Source organism: Rhizobium phaseoli (assembly GCF_001664385.1).
In the GTDB taxonomy this organism is placed as follows: domain Bacteria; phylum Pseudomonadota; class Alphaproteobacteria; order Rhizobiales; family Rhizobiaceae; genus Rhizobium; species Rhizobium phaseoli.
Map to the genome: position 1 here is coordinate 313,791 of NZ_CP013533.1, position 21,633 is coordinate 335,423.

A 21,633-nucleotide genomic window follows, 5' to 3' on the forward strand; every position below is an offset into this window, starting at 1 on the left:
GATCGCCCGGCGTCGTGATTTTCGTAGCACGACGCGCTGACTGATGGGGTCAGACGAAGTTTTGATGGAGTGCAGTCAGCGCCCTGTCGGCCCTATCGCTGGACGCTCGCGAAATGCCCAGCCGCCAGGCGTGACTTGTGGCATTCGGGGGCGGACAACTCGTCGTCAATTCCCCAGGTCGAAAGCCATTTTTCGACCTCGGCGCCGGTGACGTGCAGTCCCGTCGCTTCAAATTCATTCCAGGCCACAAGCGTCTCCTGCCGCAGCGCCTCGCGCTTCTCCTCGCGCTCGACATATTGCGCGATGGCTTCACGCATGATCCAGTGGGACGAACGGCGGCGCGCCTCGGCCAATTGTTGAACGCGGCCCTTTAGCTCGTCATCGAGGTTGAGCGAGGTCGGCGATGTCATGAGGCCTCCTTAGTCAGAGGTAATACCTGGCGCTAATTTAGGCTTTCTCGCTGTATTTATCCATGAATGAATTCAATGATGCGGTTCAGGCATCGTCAAGTCTTCGGAGGGGCGATGCTCTCCCGAAGGATGAGCTTGCTGCGGACGACGGTGCGCGCGGAGTCCGGGTTTTGCCTCTGGCCGATGGCGTCGAGCAGGAGTTCCACCGCCGCGCGCCCCATCTCTTCCACCGGCTGTTCGATCGTCGAGAGCGGCGGCGAGGAGAATTCGCAGACCGGGGAACCGTCGAAGGAAACGACGGAAAGATCGTCGGGAATGCCCAAGCCGGCGCGCTGGATGCGGCTGACGAATGAAATGGCCATGTCATCGCTGGTGGCGATGACCGCCGTCGGTTTCTCGGCCAATCCAGCGAAATCGTCTGCCGCCTGCACGCCGATATCGAAACCGCGCTGATAATCGAGACGGCCCCCCGAGCGGTGCACTGCCTCCTTCGACAGGCCGGCCGCCTCAAGCGCCTCCAGCACGCCGCCATAACGCTCGACGTCATGATAATTGCCTTCCGGTCCCGCAAGATAGAAGAACCGCCGATGGCCCAAGCGGATCAGTTCGGCAGTGACGTCACGCACGGCCTCGCGGTCGTTGGTAACGACGCTTTGCAGGCCCGCATCGCTCATGTCGAGCAGCATCGAAACGATCGGCAGGCCGGAATTTGCCAGCGAGCGCCCATCGACCTCCGGAAGCTTCGACGACAGAATGATGGCTCCGCGCACACTGCCGCCGAAGGCAAGATCGAGAATGTGCCGCTCGGAAATCTCGTCGCGATCGAGGTTGGCGATCATCAGATTGTAGCCGCCCTGGATCAGCGATTTGTTGATGCTCTGCAGGACCTGAGGAATGATCTGCGAGACGCCGTAATAGAGCGATCCGGGCAGGATGATCATGATGATGTTGGATTTCCCGACCCTGAGGCCCCGCGCCATTGCATTGGGCGTATAGCCGAGCTGCTTGGCCGCCGCGTTGATCTTGGCGCGGGTCTTCTCGTTGACGCGCCCGGGATTGGCGAGCGCACGGCTGACCGTCGATATCGCAACGCCGGCGAGCCGCGCGACATCGGCCATCAACGCGCCGGATTGATCCTCGCCGACCACATCCTTGTTTTTATTCACGTTTATTTCTTTCCCTCGGATGCTTCGATTTGCAACTTTAAGACAGGCAATGGTCTATAGCAAACGTTTGCCAAAAATCGCTTGCCAAAAAAACCAGCTTGGCTATCATCTTCCAATGGCAAACGATTGCCATTTTTTAATGCGTTGAAAATCAATGGCTTATTGGATGCGGAGCTACCGTTCCGCAGACAGATGGGTCGTGCCTCGAGAAGTGGGATAGATTATGGCTACTGGCGACAGGCTGCGCTTCGGCGTCGATCTCGTGACGTTCTTTCATCCGGGCTTCTGGGGCGTTGATGGCCATGATGCGATCGTCGCCTATGCGCGCGCCGAACCGCGCGCCTTCTGGGACAAGATCCTCGATGGCGTCCAGGCCTCCGGCGTCACCGGTGTCGAGCTGACCTTCTCTCCCTTCAACTGGCAGGATGCGATCAAGACCTATGGTTCTATCGACGCTTTCGCAGCCGAGCTGACAAGCCGCGGCCTGACGCTCTGCAGCGGCTTCTTCGCGGAGCTTGAAGCAGCGGGCGACTTTACCGACCCTGAGGCCCAGCGCGCGCTGATCGACAAGGCGGAACGTTATGCCGACTTCCTGAAGGACTGCGGCAGCGACATCATGGTGATCGGCGCCCCGCTTCGCCAGACGCTCGGCGCCCAGCCGGTGCAGTTTTATGATTTCGACCGCGCCAAGGTGATTGCCGACTTTCTGAACCGGCTCGGCGCGACCCTCCACGTCAAAGGCGTGCGGCTGGCGCTGCATACCGAGGCGCATTCGATTTTTGCCGGCGCACGCGACGTCGATCTGCTGATGCTTCTGACCGATCCGGCCTATGTGCATATGTGCCCGGACACCGCCCATATCATCGTTGCCGGCTCCGATCCCGTCCAGCTTGTCGATCGTCATCACGAGCGGATGATCATCGCTCATTGGAAAGATGCGATCGGCCCGATGCCCGCCGACACCCCGATCGACAGACACATCCACGAACGCCACCAGCCCTATTTCTGCGACTTCGGCCTCGGCCGGGTCGACTGGCCGGCCTGGATCCGGCTGCTGCGCGACCGGGCCTATGAAGGCTGGGCGATCCTTGAACTCGATGCTGCGCCGGATCCCGTCCGCGACATCGCCAACGGGCTGACGCTCGTCCGGCAGGCGCTCCTGCCGATCTATCGCTGATCATCATTCCGAACAAACGCCCCGCCAAGAGGGCATTTTCAAGAGGTGGAACTATGAAGACCATGATGAAACTTCTTCTGGCCGGCGTGGCATTCGCCGGTTTCTTCGCCGCGGCCCATGCCGAGGACAAGCCGACGATTGAGATGATGTCGTCCTGGACGTCGGGCGGCGAAGCGGCGGCCTTGAATGTCATCAAGACCGAATTCGAAAAGCGCGGCGGCGTCTGGGAGGATTCCTCGATCGCCGGCTTCGGCGCTGCCGATGCCGCCTTCCAGAACCGTATCGTCGCCGGCGATGCGCCAGGCGCTAAGCAGGGCGTCATCGGTCTTGCGGCAGCGGATTTCGTTAGCCAGGGCCTGTTCAACCCGATCGACGACGTCGCTGCCGCCGGCAAATGGGCCGGCGTCCTGCCGAAATCGATCACCGATCTCATCTCCTATGACGGCAAGGTCTATCTCGCGCCGACCGGCGCCCATGGCGAAAGCTGGGTCTTCTATTCCAAGGAAGCCGTCAGCAAGGCCGGCATCGCTGAAGAGCCGAAGAGCTGGGACGAATTCTTCGCCGATCTCGACAAGCTGAAGGCCGCCGGCATCGTTCCCGTCGCCTGGGGCGGTCAGCCCTGGCAGCAGACCAAGGTCTTCAACATGATCCTGCTCTCGCAGGTCGGGATCGACGGTTTCCTGAAGATCTATGTCGACAAGGACAAGAGCGAGGCCTCCGTCGACGGCGTCAAGAAGACCCTCGAAATCCTCGGCAAGTTGCGCGGCTATGTCGATGCCGGTGCTGCCGGCCGCAATTGGAACGATGCGACGGCGATGCTGATCACCGCCAAGGCCGGCGTGCAGTTCATGGGCGATTGGGCCAAGGGCGAATTCACCGTCGCCGGCAAGGAGCCGGGCAAGGATTATGGCTGCATGATCGCCCCGGAATCCAAGGGCATGGTCTATATCGCCGACTCCCTCTGGTTCCCCAAGACCGGCAATGCCGGCACCGACAAGGCGCAGAAACTTCTCGCCGAGGTCGTCATGGATCCGGCCGTCCAGGTCGAATTCGCGCTGAAGAAGGGCGCGGTGCCCATGCGCACCGACGTCGACAAATCGAAGCTCGATATCTGTGCCCGGAAGGGTGCGGAGCTGATGGCTGCGGGCGCGATCGTGCCCGATCAGGCGATTGTGCTGACGCCCCAGCAAGTCGGCGCGCTCGACGACTACGTCGACGAATACTGGAGCGGCGGCTCGAACGACGCAGCCTCCGCCGCCGCGAACTTCTTCGCCATTTTCGAATAGGATAGCGCCGGTGGCGTCGGTCTGATGCCGACGCCACGGTCGCAGGCCGCCATTGTGCGGCGGCGGCGTGCTCCTTTCATTCGTCGACGAGCTGGCCGATGTCCTTCAAACGCAAGCCTAACCTTTCCGCCACCATCGCCCTGCTGCCGACATGGTTCGTTGCGGTCGTGGTCTTCATCGGCACCATGGCGTGGTCGATCCGCCTGTCCTTCACCAATTCGACGCTGTTTCCTTCCTCGACCTATGTCGGTTTCGCGCAATATTCGAAGCTCTTCTCCTCCGCCAAATGGCTCGCATCGCTGCAGAACGTGCTGATCTTCGGCGTGCTCTACGTCGCAGGATGCCTGCTGCTCGGCTTCCTGCTCGCCGCCGCCCTCGACCGCAAGATCCGCTTCGAAAGCGCCTTCCGAACCATATTCCTCTATCCCTACGCCATGTCCTTCGTCGTCACCGGGCTGATCTGGCAATGGATGCTCAATCCGACGCTCGGTATCCAGGCCAGTATACGCTCGCTCGGCTGGGAAAGCTTCGTGCTCGACTGGGTGGTTAATCGCGACATGGCGATCTATGCGCTGGTGCTTGCCGGCGTCTGGCAGGGTGCCGGACTTGTCATGGTCATCGCGCTTGCCGGCATGCGCGGCATCGAGGCCGAGCAATGGAAGGCGGCGCGCATCGACGGCATTCCCGTCTGGCGGATTTATGTCTCGATCATCCTGCCACAGCTCGGGCCGGCGCTGGCGGCGGCCGGAATGCTGCTCGCCATGGGCGTGATCAAGACCTATGACATCGTCGTCGCTATGACGAATGGCGGCCCTGGCAATGCGACCGAGGTGCCGGCGAAATTCATCATGGACAATTTGTTCGGCCGCCAGAACCTCGGCCTCGCAACGGCAGGCGCGACGGTGCTCGTCCTCGGCGTGGTCATCGCGGTCGCCCCGTTCCGCTATGCGATGCACATGCGCAACAGAGCGAAGGGAGCCGCGTGATGGCCGGTCCTTATCCGAACGGTCCGAAGCCGGCCCGGCTCACCCCCGGACGCATCGGCCTCTACGCTTTCCTGATCGTCGCCGCACTTTTCTTCCTGCTGCCGCTGTATACTATGGTCGTCACCTCGCTCAAATCGATGGACGAGATCCGGCTTGGGCAGATCTTCGCGCTGCCGGCCAAGCTCGATTTTTCCGCCTGGGCGACCGCCTGGTCGGGCGCCTGCATGGGAACCGTCTGTGTCGGCATTCGCAGCGGCTTCTGGAATTCGGTGGCGATCACCCTTCCCGCGGTCGCACTCTCGGTCTTTATCGGCGCCGTCAATGGCTATGCGCTGTCGCTCTGGCGGCCGCGCGGGGCCAACCTGCTCTTCGGCCTGCTGATGGCCGGCGGTCTCATCCCCTACCAGATCTTCCTCTATCCGATGGTCCGGGTGATGGCGAATGTCGAACTCTACAATTCGCTTGCCGGAATCATTCTCGTGCATGTCATCTTCGGCCTGCCGCTGGTGACGCTGCTCTTCCGCAATTATTTCGTCAGTGTGCCGGAAGAACTCTGCAAGGCGGCGCGCGTCGACGGCGCCGGCTTCTGGCGGATATTCTTCGAGATCATGCTGCCGATCGCCGTGCCGATGGTGGTGGTGGTCTCGATGCTGCAGTTCACCGGTATCTGGAACGACTTCCTGCTCGGCCTCGTCTTTGCCGGCCGCGACAATCTGCCGATGACCGTCCAGCTCAACAATATCGTCAACACCACGATGGGCGAGCGCACCTACAATGTGAACATGGCAGCGACAATCCTGACCGCCATCGTCCCGCTTGCCATCTATTTCCTGTCCGGCCGCTGGTTCGTGCGCGGCATCGCCGCCGGCGCAGTCAAGGGGTAACGTTTCGATGCAATCCGCCGTCTCCGTCAAGGACCTGAAGATCGCCTATGGCGACCATACGGTGATCGAGAAAATGTCGATCGACATCGCGCCGCGCGAGTTCCTGGTCCTGCTCGGCCCTTCCGGCTGCGGCAAGTCCACACTGTTGAACGCCATTGCCGGCCTGCAGGACATTACCGCAGGCGAAGTCTGGATTTCGGGCAAGAACGTCAGCTGGGCGGAGCCGAAAGACCGCGGCATCGGCATGGTGTTCCAGTCCTACGCACTCTACCCGCGCATGTCGGTTCGCAAGAACCTCTCCTTCGGCCTTCGCGTCGCCGGTCTGCCGAAAGCCGAGATCGAGGAACGTGTCGCCCGCACGGCCGCTCTCCTCCGTCTCGACACATTGCTCGACCGCCGCCCTGCCGAACTGTCCGGCGGCCAGCGGCAGCGTGTCGCCATCGGCCGGGCGCTGGTGCGTGAAGTGGATGTCTTTCTCTTCGACGAACCGTTGTCGAACCTCGATGCCAAGTTGCGGAACGAATTGCGCGTCGAGATCAAGAAGCTGCATCAGCGCCTCGGCAACACCATGATCTATGTGACCCATGATCAGGTCGAGGCCCTGACCCTTGCCGACCGGATCGCCATCATGCGCGACGGCGTCATCCAGCAGCTTGCCTCGCCGGCCGAGATCTATCGCCGCCCGGCCAATCTCTTCGTTGCCGGTTTCATCGGCGCGCCGGTGATGAACTTCGTCGAGGGCCGGATCGAGCGCGGCGACTGCGCGCTAATCTTTCGGAGCAAGGGGCTTGCCGTCGATCTCTCCTGTTATCCCTTTCAAGAAGCTGCGGCGGAGGGACCGGCAACCCTCGGCTTTCGCCCTGAGCATCTGGTGCTCGACGGGGCAGGTGGCCTGCCCACCATTCCCGGCCGCGTTTCGGTCGTCGAGCCGATGGGGTCCGATGCCGTTGTCTGGTTCGACTGGGCCGATCAAAGCCTCTCGCTCAGGCTGATGGGCGACGTCGCCCTGCAGCCGGGCGACGCCGTGGCTCCCGGGCTCGATATCGCCAAGGCGTCGCTCTTCGGCGCCGATGGGGCGCGGCTGTGATGCGCCCATTGGTTTTCTCGCAATTGCCGGCGTGCTGCGCGCCGTTTTGAGCAATCGCTCAAGCACAGGATTTGGAAAGACATGTCTGAGATCGTCTATGATGCGCTGGTGATCGGCTCCGGCGCGGCGGGTTCCTTCGCGGTCAAAGAGCTGACGGCCCAGGGGCTGTCCGTGCTGCTGCTCGAAGCCGGTCCGGCCGTGGGTCCCAGGGATTTTGACCCGGCGCGCAAGAAGGCGCCCGCCAGCAGCATCAATATCTGGGAGCGTGCCCGCGCCACGATCAAGGGTCAGCCGATCCAGGCGCGCGCGGCCTTTTTCACCGAGCGCTTCAGCCACTTCTTCGTCAATGACCGCAAGAACCCCTATACGACGCCGAAGGGCGAGCCCTTCCTGTGGATCCGCGGCCGCCAGGGCGGCGGACGTCTGCATAGTTTTGGGCGGGTGCTGCTGCGCTGGACCGACGACGATTTCAAGATCCGGTCACGCTCTGGAAAGGGCGTGGACTGGCCGGTCTCCTATGACGAGCTCACGCCTTTCTACGACGAGGTGGAGACCTATCTCGGGCTCTACGGCAACAAGGACGATGCGCCGACCCTGCCGGACGGGATCTATGCCAAGCCTGCAAGCCTGACGCCCGCCGAACAGATCTTCAAGCAAGCGGTTGAAAGCCGTTGGCCGGAGAGGCGCGTCGTTTCCTGGCGCTACATCGCGCCGGACGCCGAACGCATGCCGCGGCCGCTGAAGGATGCCAAGGCCACCGGCCGGCTGACGGTGCGCTACGATGCTGTCGTTCGCCGCATCACTATCGATGAGAAAAGCGGCCGCGCCACCGGCGCGGAATTCATCGACCGGAATACAGGGGAAGTATCGACGGCCAGCGCCGCAATGATGGTGCTGTCGGCCTCGCCGATCGAGAGCGTGCGGCTGCTCCTCAATTCGGCTTCAGCCCAACATCCCGACGGCCTTGGAAACAGCTCGGGTCTCCTCGGCCGCTATTTCATGGATCAGCTTCCCTGCCTCGCCTTCGGCTCCTTTTCAAAGGCGAAAGGTTGGGCGGTCGACGAATCCGCTCCGGCCGACCCGTTCTACAACCCGTCGGGCGGGATCTTCATCCCCCGCTTCAGCGAGGGCGATGCCGCCCGCGGCGATTTCGACTACCAGGGCAGCGTCGGCCGGGCGCCGGTCTCCGGCGACACCGATGCGCGTCTCGCCTTCTTCGGCTTCGGCCGCATGCTGCCCTATGCCGACAACCGCATCACCCTCGATGTCAGGCGCAAGGACGCTTGGAACATTCCCGTGCCGCATATCCGCTGCGTCATGCAGGCGGAGGAGCAGGCGCTGCTTCGCCGGCAGGAGGAGACGCTGATCGCCATGGTGCGCGAAGTCGGCGGCGAACTCGAATTCATCGGCTCGCCCACTGGCCTCAAGGAGATGGGCAAGGGCGCCTTCCCCGATGCGGACGCCTTCAGCCGTTTCATGTTCCGCACATGGTTCCGCAAGACCATGTGCATGGGCGCGGCAATTCATGAAACCGGAGGTGCGCGCATGGGTGAAAGCCCGGAGGCATCGGTGCTCAACCCTTATAACCAGGTCTGGGATGCGCCGAATCTCATTGTCACCGACGCCAGCGCTTTCCCCGGCAGCGGCATCGCCGGCACGACGCTTACCGTCATGGCCCTGACGATCCGCGCTTGCCGAAACCTGGTCGACCGGTACCGGGCCGGCCAGCTTTAAGGCCTGCTTGGAACGAGAGACGCGGGTAACCGTTTCAGCTCGATCAGTGGTCGTCATATAACCTTCGCACTGACATGCTCCTGTCAACAAAAGCAGGAAGGAAAACCCATGTCTCAGACACATCAGGACCAGCTCAACCGGATAAAGGCCGAAATCGCCGACAGCTTCGATGAGGAGCTGGAAATGCAGATGGAGGAGGACCGGCTGGACGATCTGGTCGCCGAGGGAATGTCAGAACCGGCCGAGCAGACGCTCGAGCGAAAGATCTACTTCCGCGAACTCTTCCGGCTGCAGCACGAACTGGTGCGGCTGCAGGATTGGGTCCAGCACAAGAAGCTGAAGGTGGTGGTGCTTTTCGAAGGCCGGGATTCGGCCGGCAAGGGCGGCGCAATCAAGCGCGTCACCCAGAGGCTCAATCCGCGCGTCTGCCGGACCGTCGCGCTGCCCGCCCCGACGGAGCGCGAGCGTCATCAATGGTATTTCCAGCGTTATGTACCGCATCTCCCGACTGCCGGCGAGATCGTGCTCTTCGACCGCAGCTGGTACAACCGCGCCGGCGTCGAGCGGGTGATGGGCTTCTGCACCCCCGATGAACTCGAGGAGTTCTTCCGCTCGGTCCCGGAATTTGAACGCATGCTGGTCCGCTCAGGCATCGTGCTGATCAAATACTGGTTCTCGATCACCGACGAAGAGCAGGAATTTCGCTTCAAGATGCGTATCCACGATCCGCTGAAGCAGTGGAAGCTTTCACCGATGGACATGGAAAGCCGCGTCCATTGGGAAGAGTATACCAAGGCCAAGGAAGAAATGCTGGCGCGCACGCACACCAAGGAAGCGCCTTGGTGGGTGGTGCAGGCCGTGGACAAGAAACGGGCGCGGCTGAACTGCATCGCCCATCTTCTCGAGCAGATTCCCTACGAGGATGTTCCGAAACCGGAAATCCAGCTGCCGGACCGCATCCGCCACGCCGACTACACCAGGGCGCCGGTGCCGCCTGAAATGTGCGTCCCGGAGCGTTATTGAAGCAATAGCCGCAACGGACTTTCACGGCCGCAGATGACGAGCGGACGCAAACTTCGCTGGTGGTTTCGGCTATTGCTACACCACGTGTGAGCGTCGTTTAGCAATAGCTCTTGGCCTTTGAATGCGATCAGGCGGCAATGTTTCCGATCTGATTGAGCTCGTCGATAACCTCATCCGGCAAAACAAGCGCGGCAGCGGCAAGGTTCTCCTTGAGATGGCCGGCGGACGAGGTGCCGGGGATCAGCAGGATGTTCGGCGTTCGGCGCAGCAGCCAGGCGAGCGCCACCTGCATGGGCGTCGCATCAAGGCGTGCGGCGACATCGGACAGGGTGGATGACTGCAGCGGGCTGAAGCCGCCGAGCGGGAAGAAGGGCACATAGGCGGTGCCGTCTCGGGCGAGCTCGTCGATCAGGCGATCGTCGGCCCGATGAGCTAGATTATACTGGTTCTGCACGCAGATGATCTCGGTGACCCCGCGCCCTTCGGCGATCTGCTTCGATGTGGCGTTGCTTAGACCCACGTGACGGACCAAACCCTGCTGCTGAAGGTCGGCAAGTACCGTCAGGGGTGCTTCTATCGAGCCTTCGGCCGGGCCATGAACGTCGAACATGATTCTGAGGTTGACGACGTCAAGCACATCCAGGCCGAGGTTGCGGAGGTTGTCGTGTACGGCTTGCGTCAGCTCTTCCCGCGAGAAGGCCGGAATCCAGGATCCGTCGGCGCCGCGCCGCGCGCCGATCTTGGTGACGATGACGAGGTCGTCGCGATAGGGATGGAGCGCTTCGCGGATTATCCGGTTGGTGACGTGCGGGCCGTAGAAATCGCTCGTGTCGATGTGGTTTACGCCGCTCTCAACCGCCTCGCGCAGCACGGCCAAGGCCGCGCCATGATCCCGGGGCGGGCCGAACACTCCGGGCCCGGCAAGCTGCATGGCGCCATAGCCGAGCCGCTTGACGTTGCGGTCGCCGAGATTGAAGCTGCCGGCCTGATCGATAATGGACATGATCTCACTCCTTTCAAGAGATGCGGCCAAGACTACGCCTTGGCGGGTCGTATGATAATCGGCTACAATCAGTACAGGCCGTGCGGAGTGGCGAACAGTGAAAGCAGATTTGAGCGATCTCAATGCCTTTGTCGCCGTGGCGCGGGCCGGCGGTTTTCGCGAGGCGGCGCGGGGCAGCGGCAGCAGCGCCTCCTTCTTGAGCGAGGCGGTGCGTCGCCTCGAGGCTGAGCTCGGGGTCAGACTGCTGAACCGCACGACGCGCAGCGTCGTTCCAACGGAAGCAGGCAAGGGCCTGCTGGAACGGCTTGGCCCTGCCTTGACTGAGGTGGAGGCCGCGCTCGACGTGGTCAACGGATTTCGCGACAGGCCGGCCGGTTCGCTGCGGCTCAATGTACCGGTCAGCGCGGCGCGCCTGGTGCTGCCAGCTATCATTCCGCCATTCCTCGCCGCCTATCCCGATATTCGCCTCGAGATCGTCGCCGAGGAGAGCTTCGTCGACGTGCTTGCTGCCGGATGCGATGCCGGCATCCGTTATGACGAGCGGCTGGAGCAGGATATGATCGCGATACCGATCGGGCCGCGCCGGCAGCGTTTTGCCACTGCCGCGTCGCCGGCCTATCTCGACCGTCATGGCCGGCCGCAACATCCGAGCGAACTCCTCGACCATGCCTGCCTGCTGGGACGTTTTGACAGCGGTGCGCTGACGACGCCCTGGGAGTATGAGCGGGACGGCGAAGTGGTGCGGGTCGAACCATCGGGACCATTGATCGTCAAAGTCGGCGGGGCGACCGATCTGTCTGTCGACGCCGCCATAGCGGGCACGGGCGTAATCAGCATTTTCGAAGACTGGCTGCGCCCGTATTTTGACAGCGGCGTTCTCGAGCCAATTCTCGAGCCCTGGTGGCAGCGCTTTTCCGGGCCGTTTCTCTATTATCCCGGACGGCGCCTGGTGCCCGCACCGCTCCGCGCCTTCATCGACTTCGTCAAGGCGTCAGCCAGTCCGGCTTGAACGAAGTTGCCCGGCGTTAAACCGCGTCGCGATCTTTCAGGCACGCTCCTTGCGCGTTAGTTCTTTATTTTCTCGCATGTCGTTGAGGCAAAACCGCTGCACACTTTTGCCCGGCATGCTTTAGAGCTTGACCTCGACGTTGTCGCCCATGTCCGGTTTGCTGTTGGAGACCGCTGCGGCCGCCATTTTGATGTAGCTGACAATCGTGCCTGGGCTGTCCCAATATTCGGCCGAAGACGGGGTAATCTTTAGAATACGGATGGAGGGGTCGTCAGGGTTATCCCACCATGCCTTTGCCGGTGTCGACCACAAATCCCTGATCTTCTCGCGATCGTTCTGTACCTCGGCCGTTCCCGATACGGAGACATATTTCTGTCCCTTGGTGTCGGCGAAGGCCAGGCAGACGTTGGGCCAGCGGGCGATCTCATCGTCCTTGTGGCTGGCAAGATCGGTCAGAAAATAGACCGCGTTTTCAAGCTGTGCGCTATAGGCTGACATCGGGCGGGCGCGCAGGCCGTCGCCGTTGCGGGTTGTCAGCATGCAGAAGCCGATCCTGTCGATCAATTCCCACACGCGCGTTACATCGTCATGCTCGACCATTATTATCTCCATCTGTACAAAAGACGGAGTAACCATCTGCTGGCGTCGATGTTCCCGTGGCTTACTGCGGTAACTCTCGGAAGGTGACCGAATAACGCAGACGGTCGACGGGCGGGATCGAATGTTCCCAGAGCTTTCTTGACGCGCCGGCCAGAAGATAGGCTGAGCCGGGATCAAGCACGAACGACTGCCGCTGCCATTTGTCGCCGGTCCGGCGTCTCAGCCTGAAGGTGCAGGACGAAAGCAGCGAAATGCCAACGACCCGGCCGAACACGGATTTGTCTCTGTGCCAGCCAATTGGAGCGCCGGGTGTGTATTCGGTCACGAGAGCCTGCTCGAGCGCCTCCGCGGCGATTCCAGCGAAACCTGCGGCGACCTCACGAATGGGAAGCAGCAATGACGGTATCGGTTCTGTTTTCCTGATGCTCTGACTGTCGAAGTCGTATTTCCACCCGAAGGAAACCGTCCTGCGCTTGCCTTCGAACCCATGGAAGTCGAAGGCTTTGAACGGCAGGGCGGGTATCGCTTCGAGAACGACGCGCTGCAGATCCGGGAGAACGATATCAGGGGAATATCGGAACCCCTCCGGAAAGCGGTCGTCGGCCACACCAAAGAGATCCTGTTGCGCCGTCACCATTCGTTCCTCAATGCACGCTTGGCGTTTCCATGACCATTGCGAAGTCTTCTGCGACCAGTTCGCTGACGGCTATGAGGATTTCCTCCCGTGAAAAGCCGGAGGTCAGCGCACGTTGGATCAGGTCCTGCAGATCCGGCTCGACCACGTCACGGCAATCCTCGAGGCGTTCTTCTGAAACGGCAAGACTATTCAATTCGTCCATTGTCTATCCTTTCGGGAAAGCTATTAACGTGTTGCCGTCTGCTTGCGCCCGGTCAGCAGTCCTTCGCGCTGCATCTTCTTGCGTGCGGCCTTGCGCTGCCGGCTGATCGCCTGGGCTTTTTCTCTGACGCGGCGTTCGGACGGCTTCTCATAGGCGCGTCGTTCCTTCATTTCGCGGAACAGACCTTCGCGCTGCATTTTCTTTTTCAGCGCCCTCAGGGCTTGATCGACGTTGTTGTCTCTGACGAGTACCTGCATTCGCATTCTCCTTGTTGGATGGTGGGTCGATCTCCGTCAGCCGCGTTATCAGGTAAATCAGACCTGCATTCATGGCGGCTAAAAAGGGAAATACCTTTCACGCTCGAGCAGTCTCGGACGGGATCCCGACCCTTGCGCCGGCCGATCAGCGGCCGCAACCGCAGTCGCAATTTTCGTGGTTCAAAGAAATCCTCTGACGGCGGTCGGCGGAATCAGCTCGCTGCTGGGATTGTCCATGGGCCGCCCGGATGGCGCATGCCGCCGATCCTATTGCGTTCATTCACCTGTCGGCACCGCTTTGAGGGTCCGGTCAGATCGGCTGCGGCCTTAAGGTAGGTGCCGGTGTCACGGATTGCAATGCCGTGCAGCCGGCATAGAAGCAAGCGTCAGAAGAGCGTCGGCAACATAGTCACGGGGCAGGTTCTTTCAAGTTTACCGGGTGTAAATTGGTCGAAATTTCTTCAAATTTGATTGGTGCAGATAACGTATTGGTCGCTTTATGAGCGCGCATACACGTTATGGATGAATGTTAACCTTGCGCTAAATACCCCATTGACTTGCATGATTAATAAGTTGTTAAAGAAGCCGCTCGCGAAGGTCAAAATGACCCACTGATAAACAATTTTAGGAGAAACTAATGGCTTCCCCGATTCACGCAACTGACGATAGTGCAACTTTTCAAGAAACCGACGTAATTTCCGGCAATCTTCTTTCCAACGATTCCTCCGACAACGGTCACCTGTTCCTGCGCGCTTTTGACCAGCAGACAGTCGGTGCCAAGCAGGCCGGTCAGATCACCGAAATCCATGGCGATTACGGCACGTTCTTCGTCAAGGCCGACGGCAGCTATACCTATGTTCTGAGCGACGCTGCCAAGATCGGTTTCACCAATGGTGAGACGCTGGTGGAAAAGGTTTCCTACAAGATCTCCGACGGCGCCGGCCACACCGACTTCGGCCTGTTCACCCTGAACATCCAGGGCGTGACCCAGATCAAGCCGGTCGCGGTCGATGACACCTACAGCTTCACCGAAGGCCATGCCATCGGCGGCAACGTTCTGGACAACGACATTGCCGGCGACAACGGCAAGATGTTCCTGCGCCAGTTCCTGAGCACCAAGGTAGACGCCGCTGCGGACGCCGTAACCGACGTTGCCGGCACCTATGGCACGTTCCATGTCAAGTCGGATGGCACGTTCACCTACGACCTGACGGCCGATCTGGATGCAGGCGTGACCTACACGGAAGTTCTTCGTTACTACAAGATCTCCGACGGCGAAGGCCATACGGACACTGCCAAGGTGACGCTCAACATCCTCGGCACGGACGCTCATCCCGACGGCGTCGGTGTTTAATCCGAAGCAATAGATCAGTGAGACAAGACGCCCGCCGCACAATCGGCGGGCGTCTTCGCATCCGCTTTCTTGACACATGCTTTCTGCATATAGTTGCTCGTAATCCTTTTTAGCTAGTTCTTATAAAATCCTCGGGGGCGTAGTCTTGATGTTCGGAGGACACGCCGTTGACCGAACACATCGAACCCAGCCAAATCGAAACGGACGACCTGACGAAAGTCTGGTCCGTCACCGAGTTCTGCGCTCGTCACCATATCGATACCGAGGAACAGGCGCAGCTGCTCAAACTTTTCGGGCCGTTCGCGACCGCCTGCGAACTGCTGCACAATGCCAGACGTGCTCAGCGATTCAGATAAAATCCTCTATTCTTCCCTCGCTCTTCTCTGCCGAAGAGGAACGGTTCCGACATACGCCCGGGGTTGGGCTCTGACCGTGCGTTCGCGGGCGACTGCCTAATGTTGCAGTGTGTTCCGCGCGTCTGAACAGACGCGCGGCGCTTTGCGGCAATTTCCTGAATTGCTCCTCGCTTTCTGCACAAAATCTGCAAGCCGGCGCGGCATCTTCCCGCCATGAGCAAGAACGCCAGCCCGCCCCGCCCCGCACTCCCCGCTTTGCCGGATCGCCTCCGCAATGACGGATGGTGGCTGACGGAAGAATCTCAACACACCCCTGCCGCGACGGACACCCAGCTGATCGTGATCAGAACGCGGCCTTTGCAAAAGGAGCAGCAATGGATACAGCCGATATTTTGACAGAGCCGATGACCCGCGGCAGCGGCCGGACCGTGACGCTGCTTGCGCTGGTGGCGCTTGCGGATTTTCTGATCTTTGGCCAGGAGCTCGGGATAAACCTCTTCCTATTTGCGCTCGCCGTCTGCGCCGGCATTCTGTTTTCGGCCAGGCGGGGTCCGCAGTTTTCAATGGCGGCTTTCCTGTTCGGTCTTTTGGTCCTGTCGTCGGCGCCCCTTGTGGAAGCGGCCTCGCTCACGGGCCTCGTCCTCTGCTTCTGCGCACTGATGTCGGTTGCTCTCGTCCGCGCCAGATTGATGCCTCGCCGCCTTACGGGCCTGCCCCTGGTGTCTTTGCGCTTCGCCCTCGTCATTCCCCTACGGCTTGCCGAGAGTATCGGAAAATATTTTACCACCCCGGCCAAACGATTTTCTTTTGCCGTGGTCCGACAAGGCGTCGGCCTCTGGATCATGCCGCTCGTTCTCGCTGCGATCTTCGTATCTCTCTTTGCTGCGGCCAATCCGCTGATCGAGATCGCGCTGCGCAGCATCAATTTTGCCGTTTTGCTGCAGTTCCTCGATCTTTGGCGGATCGGCTTCTGGACGATGACCGCTATGGTGGTCTGGGCGATGCTGCGGCCGCGCCTGAAGCGTCGCGTTGCAAGATCGCAAGCCGGCAGATCTTTCATGATCGTACCCACCAGGTATGCGCCGCTCGGCCAAGCTTCGCTGTTGCGATCGCTCATCTTGTTCAACGCAATTTTTGCCGTGCAGACGCTTCTCGATCTCGTCTATCTCTGGGGCGGCGCCGATCTGCCCGAGCATATGAGTCACGCCGAATATGCGCATCGCGGTGCCTATCCGCTGATTGCCACAGCACTTCTCGCTGCCGGTTTCGTGCTCGTCGCCATGCGCCGCGGCGGCCCCGGCGATCATAGCGCACTGATCCGCGGCCTCGTCCATGCCTGGATCGGCCAGAATGTTCTGCTCTGCCTGTCGTCGATGCTGCGGCTCGGGCTTTACGTCGAGGTCTATTCGCTAACGGAACTGCGTGTCGCTGCCGGTCTCTGGATGGGCCTCGTCGCCATCGGCCTTGTCTTGATCCTGCTGCGGATTCTGTTCAACCGTTCCAACGCGTGGCTGATCGCCACGAACCTCGCCTCGCTCCTTATCGCTCTCTACATCAGTTCCTTCATCGATTTTCCGGCTTTCATCGCCCGCTTCAATGTCGCCCATAGCCAGGAGGTCAGCCAGGAAGGCCCGCCGCTCGATCTTGCCTATCTCTCTTCGCTCGGCCCTTCCGTCATTCCGGCGCTCGATCGCTATATCCAGATGCTGCCGGATCACCTGATCGACAAGAAGAGCGAAGCGATGACTGTTCGTTACCGTCTCTCCAGGAATTTTGAGATCCGCCGGCGCGACTGGCGGAACTGGACCTTCCGTTCCGCACGGCTGGAGAGCTATCTCCTGTCTTCTGCGACCATTGCAAGATAGGACGAGAACGACGACAACAGGCACGACAAACCAACACAGGACCGGTGATGGCGCCCCGCATTCTTGTCGTCGATGATGAACCTCACATTCGCGATGTGATCTGTTTTGCTGTTGAGCGCGCTGGTCTGACACCGACGGCCGTTCGCAGCGGCTCCGAGGCGATGGCGGTCTTCCGCCGCGGCAATATCGATCTGATCATTCTCGATATCGGCATGCCCGATATGGATGGTCTGGAGGTTTGCCGCCAGATCCGCAAGACATCGGGATTGCCGATCCTGTTTCTGTCCGCCCGCGACGAGGAGATCGACAGGATATTGGGGCTCGAAATCGGTGGCGACGACTATGTCACCAAGCCTTTCAGCCCGCGTGAACTCATCGCGAGGGTCAAGGCGATATTGAAGCGAAGCGGCAACGGGGCGGCGCCCGACAGACGCCATGCCGCCCTTGTCGCCGGCGAGATCAGCCTGGATCGCCACGGCCGGACCGTCATGTTCGGCGACAGCGCCCTCGCGATGACGGCCTTGGAATTCGCGATCCTGGAAGCGTTGCTGTCGCGTCCCGGTATGGTCTTCAGCCGCGAACAATTGATGCAAGCGGCCTATGGCGCAGGCACCTACGTCGCCGACCGGACGATCGACAGCCATATCCGCAACATCAGAGCCAAATTCACGGCGGTCGGCGGTACCGGGATCATCGCGACTGTTCACGGCATCGGCTTCAAGCTAAGCGGTGAAATCGGGAGGAAGGCCTGATGCCGGCGATGAAAGTCAGGGTGAAATGGCGGCCGAGGCTGGCGCTGATCGTCTATGCCGTGCTGCTCGCCGTGATGGCGCTGCCGATCCTGATCGTCGTCTGGTTTCGCGCCGTCGAGGCGAGTTCCGACCGGATGGCGCCGGCGGAAATCGGAGCGCTTGCCATTGTCGCAATCCTGACGCTCGGCATTGCCTATGTGCTGACGCGCACCATCACCGGGCCGATCGAGGCCCTGATCGCCCGCACGGAAGAGATCGCTCGCGGCGGCAAGGCGGCAATCCGTCCGCTCGACAGCTATGGTACACGGGAGATCGCGGTGCTGTCGCAAAGCTTCCTCGATCTTGCCGGAAAACTGGTCGACCGCACGGACTATGTCCGCTCCTTTGCCGCCCATGTCTCCCACGAGTTGAAATCGCCGCTGACCGCCATCCGGGGGGCGGCGGAACTTCTGCGCGATGACGATGCCGAGACGCCGATGACGACAGCGCAGCGCTTGCATTTTCTCGACAATATCGTCGCCGACGCTGTCCGGCTCGACGCATTACTGCAGCGGCTGCGGGAACTGGCGCAGGCGGAAACGCCTGTGAACGAGGGCAGAAGCAGTGTTGCCAGCATCATGACTTCACTGCGCACGCGCTTTCCCGCCCTTGATATTTCGGCGGCCGGAGATGCGGAAATATCGATCGCGCTCCCAAATGAAGCAGCCGTCATTGTCTTCGCCAACCTGGCCGAAAACGCCTTACAGCACGGCGCCACGCTGTTGGAATTCGCGATATCGGCCGACGACCGCAATGTCGTCTTTCTCGTCCGGGACGACGGCAGCGGTATTTCCGAGGCAAATCGCGAACGCATCTTTCAACCGTTCTTCTCGACCCGCCGCGAACAGGGCGGCACAGGCATGGGTCTCGGTATCATCCGCGCCATGCTGAGTGCTCATGGCGGCAAGATCCACCTACGACCGACGGTTGGCGCCGGCGCCGAGTTCGAAATCACGCTGCCCGTGCCATCGCGGCGCTGTTGAGGTGGAACTTTCTGCCCTCAGCTTTTCAGATAGCTGACGACAGCGTCGGCAATCATGCCGCGATGGCGCTCGATGGTATCGCCGTCCGAGAGATTGCGCCTGAAGATCGTGCCGAACGTATACCGGTTGGAAACGCGGAAGAAGCAGAAGGCGCTGATCATCATGTGAATGTCGATCGGGTCGGCCTTGCGCCGGAAGACTCCGCGGTCGAAGCCACGCTCCAATATGCCGGCGATGGTTTCGATGACCGAAACATTGAGATCGCGAATCGCCTCCGAACGAAGCATATGCGCGGCGTGATGAATGTTCTCGATGCTGACCAAGCGGACGAAATCCGGATTGGCCTCATCATGATCGAAGGTCGTTGAGATCAGAGTCCGCAACGCCTCTTCCGGTTCGAGATTGGACAGATGCAGATCGGCTTCCAGCGAGCGAATCTTGCGATAGGACTGCTCCAGGACGGCAAGGTAGAGCCCCTCCTTGCTGCCGAAATAATAATAGATCATCCGCTTCGACGTGCGCGTCTTTTCCGCGATCGAGTCGACACGGGCGCCGGCGAGCCCATGGGTCGAGAATTCCTCAGTCGCGACAAGGAGGATGTCTTCCCTCGTCTGCTGCGGATCATTCTTCCGGCCGTTCTCGCCCCGTTCCGCCATAAGCCTGGTCGCCAGCCCTTCTAAACTTTTGTTTCGCCGTCGGAATTTCGGCCTTCAGAGGCATTCGAAGCAGATGCTCCGGTCTCACTGCTCACCAGTCTTATTCACGTTGGCGGCAGGTTTCAATAGATGGCGCTTGACATACGAACTAGTTAGTACATTTTTAATGGGCAGCGGTAAGGGAGTTGATCGCGGCGCAATATCTTGGTCGGACATGCAAGAGCTTGTCCGGTGACGGTCGATGGCCTGTGCAGCAAAGGCCACGCTTGGGAGGAGCGAATGACCCGTATCATCGATTTTTATTTCTACGCGCTGAAGGTGACGATCGCTCTGCTGCTGGCGGGGATGGTCGTGCTCGTTTTCGGCAATGTCGTGCTTCGTTACGCCTTCAATCAGGGCATCACCTCGTCCGAGGAGCTGTCGCGCATCTTCTTCATCTGGCTGACTTTCCTCGGCGCCGTCGTGGCGATGCGTGAGCACGCCCATCTCGGGGTCGACTCCCTCATCACCCGCCTGCCGAAACCTGTCGCCAAGCTCGCGGTGCTCTTGGGTTACGGCATGATGCTGGTCGCCACTTGGCTGATGATCAGCGGCAGCTGGGCCCAGACGCTGATCAATCTTCACGTCTCGGCGCCGGCGACCGGCATTTCGATGGGCGTCTTCTACGGCGCGGGGCTCGCCTTCGGCGTGCCGGCCTTTTTCATCCTGCTCTGGGACGCCTATGCGATCGCGACCGATCGCATCGATGTGACGACCGCCGCACTCGTACGTGACAGCGAGGAACAGGCCGCACTCGAAGATCCCGCGCAGACCGCCTTTTCCGTTCTGAAGCCAAAGCACTGAGGCCGCCGTCATGACCGTCACCATCTTCCTCGGCGCTCTTCTCGGTCCGATGGCGCTCGGCGTGCCGATCGCCTTTGCTCTCATCATCACCGGCGTGGCGCTGATGATGTATCTCGGCGTGTTCGATGCGCAGATCGTCGCGCAGAATGTACTGAACGGGGCCGACAGCTTCCCGCTGATGGCCGTGCCCTTCTTCCTGCTGGCCGGTGAGGTGATGAACACCGGCGGCCTTTCGCGCCGCATCGTCAATCTCGCCATGGCCATGGTCGGCCATATCAGGGGCGGTCTCGGCTTCGTCGCAATTTTCGCGGCCTGCATACTCTCCAGCCTTTCCGGTTCCGCGGTCGCCGATGCAGCGGCGCTTGGCGCCCTGCTCTTTCCGATGATGCTGAAATCCGGCCACGATCCGGCCCGCGCCGGCGGCCTGCTCGCCTCGGCCTCGATCATCGGCCCGATCATCCCGCCGTCGATCGGCTTCATCCTCTATGGCGTCATCGGCGGCGTTTCGATCACCAAGCTGTTCCTGGCCGGCATTTTCCCGGGCCTATTGATCGGTGCTGCCCTTTGCATCACCTGGCTGATCGTGGCGCGCAAGGAGCAGTTCGCCCTGCCGCCGAAGCAAAGCGGCGCGGTGCGGATGAAGGCTTTCGTCGACAGCATCTGGGCGCTGATGCTTCCCGTCATCATCATCGTCGGCCTGAAATTCGGCGTGTTCACGCCGACGGAAGCCGGCGTCGTCGCCGCGGTCTATTCGCTCTTCGTGTCGATGGTCGTCTATCGCGAACTGCCGCCGTCGCGGCTGTTCGAGGTCTTCGTCGCCGCGGCCAAAATCACCTCGGTGGTGATGTTCCTGGTGGCCTGCGCCGCCGTTTCCGCCTGGTTGATCACCGTTGCCGATGTGCCCGGTGAACTCGCCGGCCTCGTCGAACCGTTGATGGGCAACCAGACGCTGCTGCTGCTTGCCATCATGGTGCTCATCGTCGTCGTCGGCACCGCCATGGACATGACGCCGACGATCCTGGTGATGACGCCGGTGCTGATGCCGATCATCAAGCAGGCCGGCATCGACCCGGTCTATTTCGGCGTGCTGTTCATCATCAACAATTCGATCGGGCTGATCACGCCGCCAGTCGGCACGGTTCTCAACGTCATCTGCGGCGTGTCGAAGCTATCGATGGAAGAGCTGATGAAGGGCGTGATCCCCTTCATGATCGCCGAGCTGGTCGTTCTGTTTCTGCTCGTCCTTTTTCCTGAGCTCGTGACCGCTCCGGTCGCCTGGTTCGGACACTGACTTCGCCGATAACGGCGATGAAACACGGCCGGA

At 60.8% G+C, this 21,633-nt stretch carries 23 protein-coding genes; 15 read left to right on the plus strand and 8 right to left on the minus strand.

The window, feature by feature from the left end:
• Positions 1-92: 92 nt before the first annotated feature.
• Together AMC88_RS23195 and AMC88_RS23200 are read right to left on the minus strand one after the other, a co-directional pair.
• Positions 93-410 (minus strand): CopG family ribbon-helix-helix protein, encoded by a 318-nt coding sequence (locus tag AMC88_RS23195; protein ID WP_064826071.1) that lies wholly within the window; start codon positions 408-410, stop codon positions 93-95.
• Between the two features lie 95 nt (positions 411-505).
• Positions 506-1,576 (minus strand): LacI family DNA-binding transcriptional regulator, encoded by a 1,071-nt coding sequence (locus AMC88_RS23200; RefSeq protein ID WP_064826072.1) that lies wholly within the window; start codon positions 1,574-1,576, stop codon positions 506-508.
• A gap of 223 nt (positions 1,577-1,799) precedes the next feature.
• Between AMC88_RS23200 and AMC88_RS23205 the strand changes: the two genes are divergently transcribed.
• The 7 genes from AMC88_RS23205 to ppk2 all read left to right on the plus strand — a co-directional run bounded on the left by AMC88_RS23205 (position 1,800) and on the right by ppk2 (position 9,753).
• Positions 1,800-2,753 (plus strand): sugar phosphate isomerase/epimerase family protein, encoded by a 954-nt coding sequence (locus AMC88_RS23205; protein WP_064826073.1) that lies wholly within the window; start codon positions 1,800-1,802, stop codon positions 2,751-2,753.
• A 53-nt stretch (positions 2,754-2,806) separates the two neighbouring features.
• Positions 2,807-4,039 carry an ABC transporter substrate-binding protein gene (locus tag AMC88_RS23210; protein ID WP_064826074.1) on the plus strand — a complete coding sequence of 411 codons (1,233 nt, stop codon included), beginning with the start codon at positions 2,807-2,809 and terminating at the stop codon, positions 4,037-4,039.
• Between the two features lie 98 nt (positions 4,040-4,137).
• Positions 4,138-5,025, plus strand: coding sequence for a carbohydrate ABC transporter permease (locus AMC88_RS23215; RefSeq protein ID WP_064826075.1), 888 nt, complete (start codon positions 4,138-4,140; stop codon positions 5,023-5,025).
• Positions 5,025-5,909 carry a carbohydrate ABC transporter permease gene (locus AMC88_RS23220; protein ID WP_064826076.1) on the plus strand — a complete coding sequence of 295 codons (885 nt, stop codon included), beginning with the start codon at positions 5,025-5,027 and terminating at the stop codon, positions 5,907-5,909. Before AMC88_RS23215 ends, AMC88_RS23220 begins: the two co-directional genes overlap by 1 nt.
• Positions 5,910-5,916: 7 nt before the next feature.
• A complete protein-coding gene (locus AMC88_RS23225) occupies positions 5,917-6,996 on the plus strand; it encodes an ABC transporter ATP-binding protein (RefSeq protein ID WP_064826077.1) in 1,080 nt (359 codons plus the stop codon).
• 81 nt (positions 6,997-7,077) lie between these two features.
• On the plus strand, positions 7,078-8,730 hold the full coding sequence (locus AMC88_RS23230) for a GMC oxidoreductase (protein WP_064826078.1): 1,653 nt from the start codon (positions 7,078-7,080) through the stop codon (positions 8,728-8,730).
• A gap of 108 nt (positions 8,731-8,838) precedes the next feature.
• Positions 8,839-9,753, plus strand: coding sequence for a polyphosphate kinase 2 (gene ppk2, locus AMC88_RS23235; protein WP_004670916.1), 915 nt, complete (start codon positions 8,839-8,841; stop codon positions 9,751-9,753).
• A 127-nt stretch (positions 9,754-9,880) separates the two neighbouring features.
• Here the strand turns inward: ppk2 and AMC88_RS23240 are convergent, their stop codons facing one another.
• Positions 9,881-10,756 carry an aldo/keto reductase family oxidoreductase gene (locus AMC88_RS23240; protein ID WP_064826079.1) on the minus strand — a complete coding sequence of 292 codons (876 nt, stop codon included), beginning with the start codon at positions 10,754-10,756 and terminating at the stop codon, positions 9,881-9,883.
• Positions 10,757-10,853: 97 nt separating this feature from the next.
• Here AMC88_RS23240 and AMC88_RS23245 point away from each other — a divergent pair, with 97 nt between their 5' ends.
• On the plus strand, positions 10,854-11,765 hold the full coding sequence (locus AMC88_RS23245) for a LysR family transcriptional regulator (protein ID WP_064826080.1): 912 nt from the start codon (positions 10,854-10,856) through the stop codon (positions 11,763-11,765).
• Between the two features lie 120 nt (positions 11,766-11,885).
• On the opposite strand, the gene AMC88_RS23250 is transcribed toward AMC88_RS23245, so the two are convergent.
• The 4 genes from AMC88_RS23250 to rpsU all read right to left on the minus strand — a co-directional run bounded on the left by AMC88_RS23250 (position 11,886) and on the right by rpsU (position 13,461).
• Entirely contained in the window at positions 11,886-12,365 is a 480-nt protein-coding gene (locus AMC88_RS23250) for a pyridoxamine 5'-phosphate oxidase family protein (RefSeq protein WP_064826081.1), read from the minus strand.
• Between the two features lie 61 nt (positions 12,366-12,426).
• The gene (locus AMC88_RS23255) at positions 12,427-13,002 is read right to left on the minus strand and encodes an alpha-ketoglutarate-dependent dioxygenase AlkB (RefSeq protein WP_064826082.1); all 576 of its coding nucleotides are present in this window, start codon (positions 13,000-13,002) and stop codon (positions 12,427-12,429) included.
• Positions 13,003-13,009: 7 nt separating this feature from the next.
• Positions 13,010-13,204 (minus strand): hypothetical protein, encoded by a 195-nt coding sequence (locus tag AMC88_RS23260; protein WP_016736977.1) that lies wholly within the window; start codon positions 13,202-13,204, stop codon positions 13,010-13,012.
• Between the two features lie 23 nt (positions 13,205-13,227).
• Entirely contained in the window at positions 13,228-13,461 is a 234-nt protein-coding gene (rpsU, locus tag AMC88_RS23265) for a 30S ribosomal protein S21 (RefSeq protein ID WP_004670929.1), read from the minus strand.
• A 637-nt stretch (positions 13,462-14,098) separates the two neighbouring features.
• Here rpsU and rapA2 point away from each other — a divergent pair.
• From rapA2 to AMC88_RS23290, 5 genes are all read left to right on the plus strand, one after another.
• Positions 14,099-14,815: a calcium-binding lectin RapA2 gene (rapA2, locus tag AMC88_RS23270; RefSeq protein WP_016736976.1), complete on the plus strand. Its 717-nt coding sequence runs from the start codon at positions 14,099-14,101 to the stop codon at positions 14,813-14,815.
• A gap of 167 nt (positions 14,816-14,982) precedes the next feature.
• Positions 14,983-15,171: a hypothetical protein gene (locus AMC88_RS23275; RefSeq protein ID WP_016736975.1), complete on the plus strand. Its 189-nt coding sequence runs from the start codon at positions 14,983-14,985 to the stop codon at positions 15,169-15,171.
• Between the two features lie 374 nt (positions 15,172-15,545).
• A complete protein-coding gene (locus tag AMC88_RS23280; RefSeq protein WP_064826083.1) occupies positions 15,546-17,036 on the plus strand; it encodes a DUF4153 domain-containing protein in 1,491 nt (496 codons plus the stop codon).
• 47 nt (positions 17,037-17,083) lie between these two features.
• A complete protein-coding gene (locus AMC88_RS23285) occupies positions 17,084-17,788 on the plus strand; it encodes a response regulator (protein WP_064826084.1) in 705 nt (234 codons plus the stop codon).
• Complete coding sequence (locus AMC88_RS23290; RefSeq protein WP_064826085.1) at positions 17,788-18,810, plus strand: sensor histidine kinase; 1,023 nt, start codon at positions 17,788-17,790, stop codon at positions 18,808-18,810. Before AMC88_RS23285 ends, AMC88_RS23290 begins: the two co-directional genes overlap by 1 nt.
• Before the next feature lie 17 nt (positions 18,811-18,827).
• Here the strand turns inward: AMC88_RS23290 and AMC88_RS23295 are convergent, their stop codons facing one another.
• Positions 18,828-19,466: a TetR/AcrR family transcriptional regulator gene (locus tag AMC88_RS23295; protein WP_004670949.1), complete on the minus strand. Its 639-nt coding sequence runs from the start codon at positions 19,464-19,466 to the stop codon at positions 18,828-18,830.
• 279 nt (positions 19,467-19,745) lie between these two features.
• Between AMC88_RS23295 and AMC88_RS23300 the strand changes: the two genes are divergently transcribed.
• Positions 19,746-20,309 carry a TRAP transporter small permease gene (locus AMC88_RS23300; RefSeq protein ID WP_016736970.1) on the plus strand — a complete coding sequence of 188 codons (564 nt, stop codon included), beginning with the start codon at positions 19,746-19,748 and terminating at the stop codon, positions 20,307-20,309.
• A gap of 10 nt (positions 20,310-20,319) precedes the next feature.
• Positions 20,320-21,600 carry a TRAP transporter large permease subunit gene (locus AMC88_RS23305; protein ID WP_064826086.1) on the plus strand — a complete coding sequence of 427 codons (1,281 nt, stop codon included), beginning with the start codon at positions 20,320-20,322 and terminating at the stop codon, positions 21,598-21,600.
• The last annotated feature ends 33 nt before the right edge of the window (positions 21,601-21,633 follow it).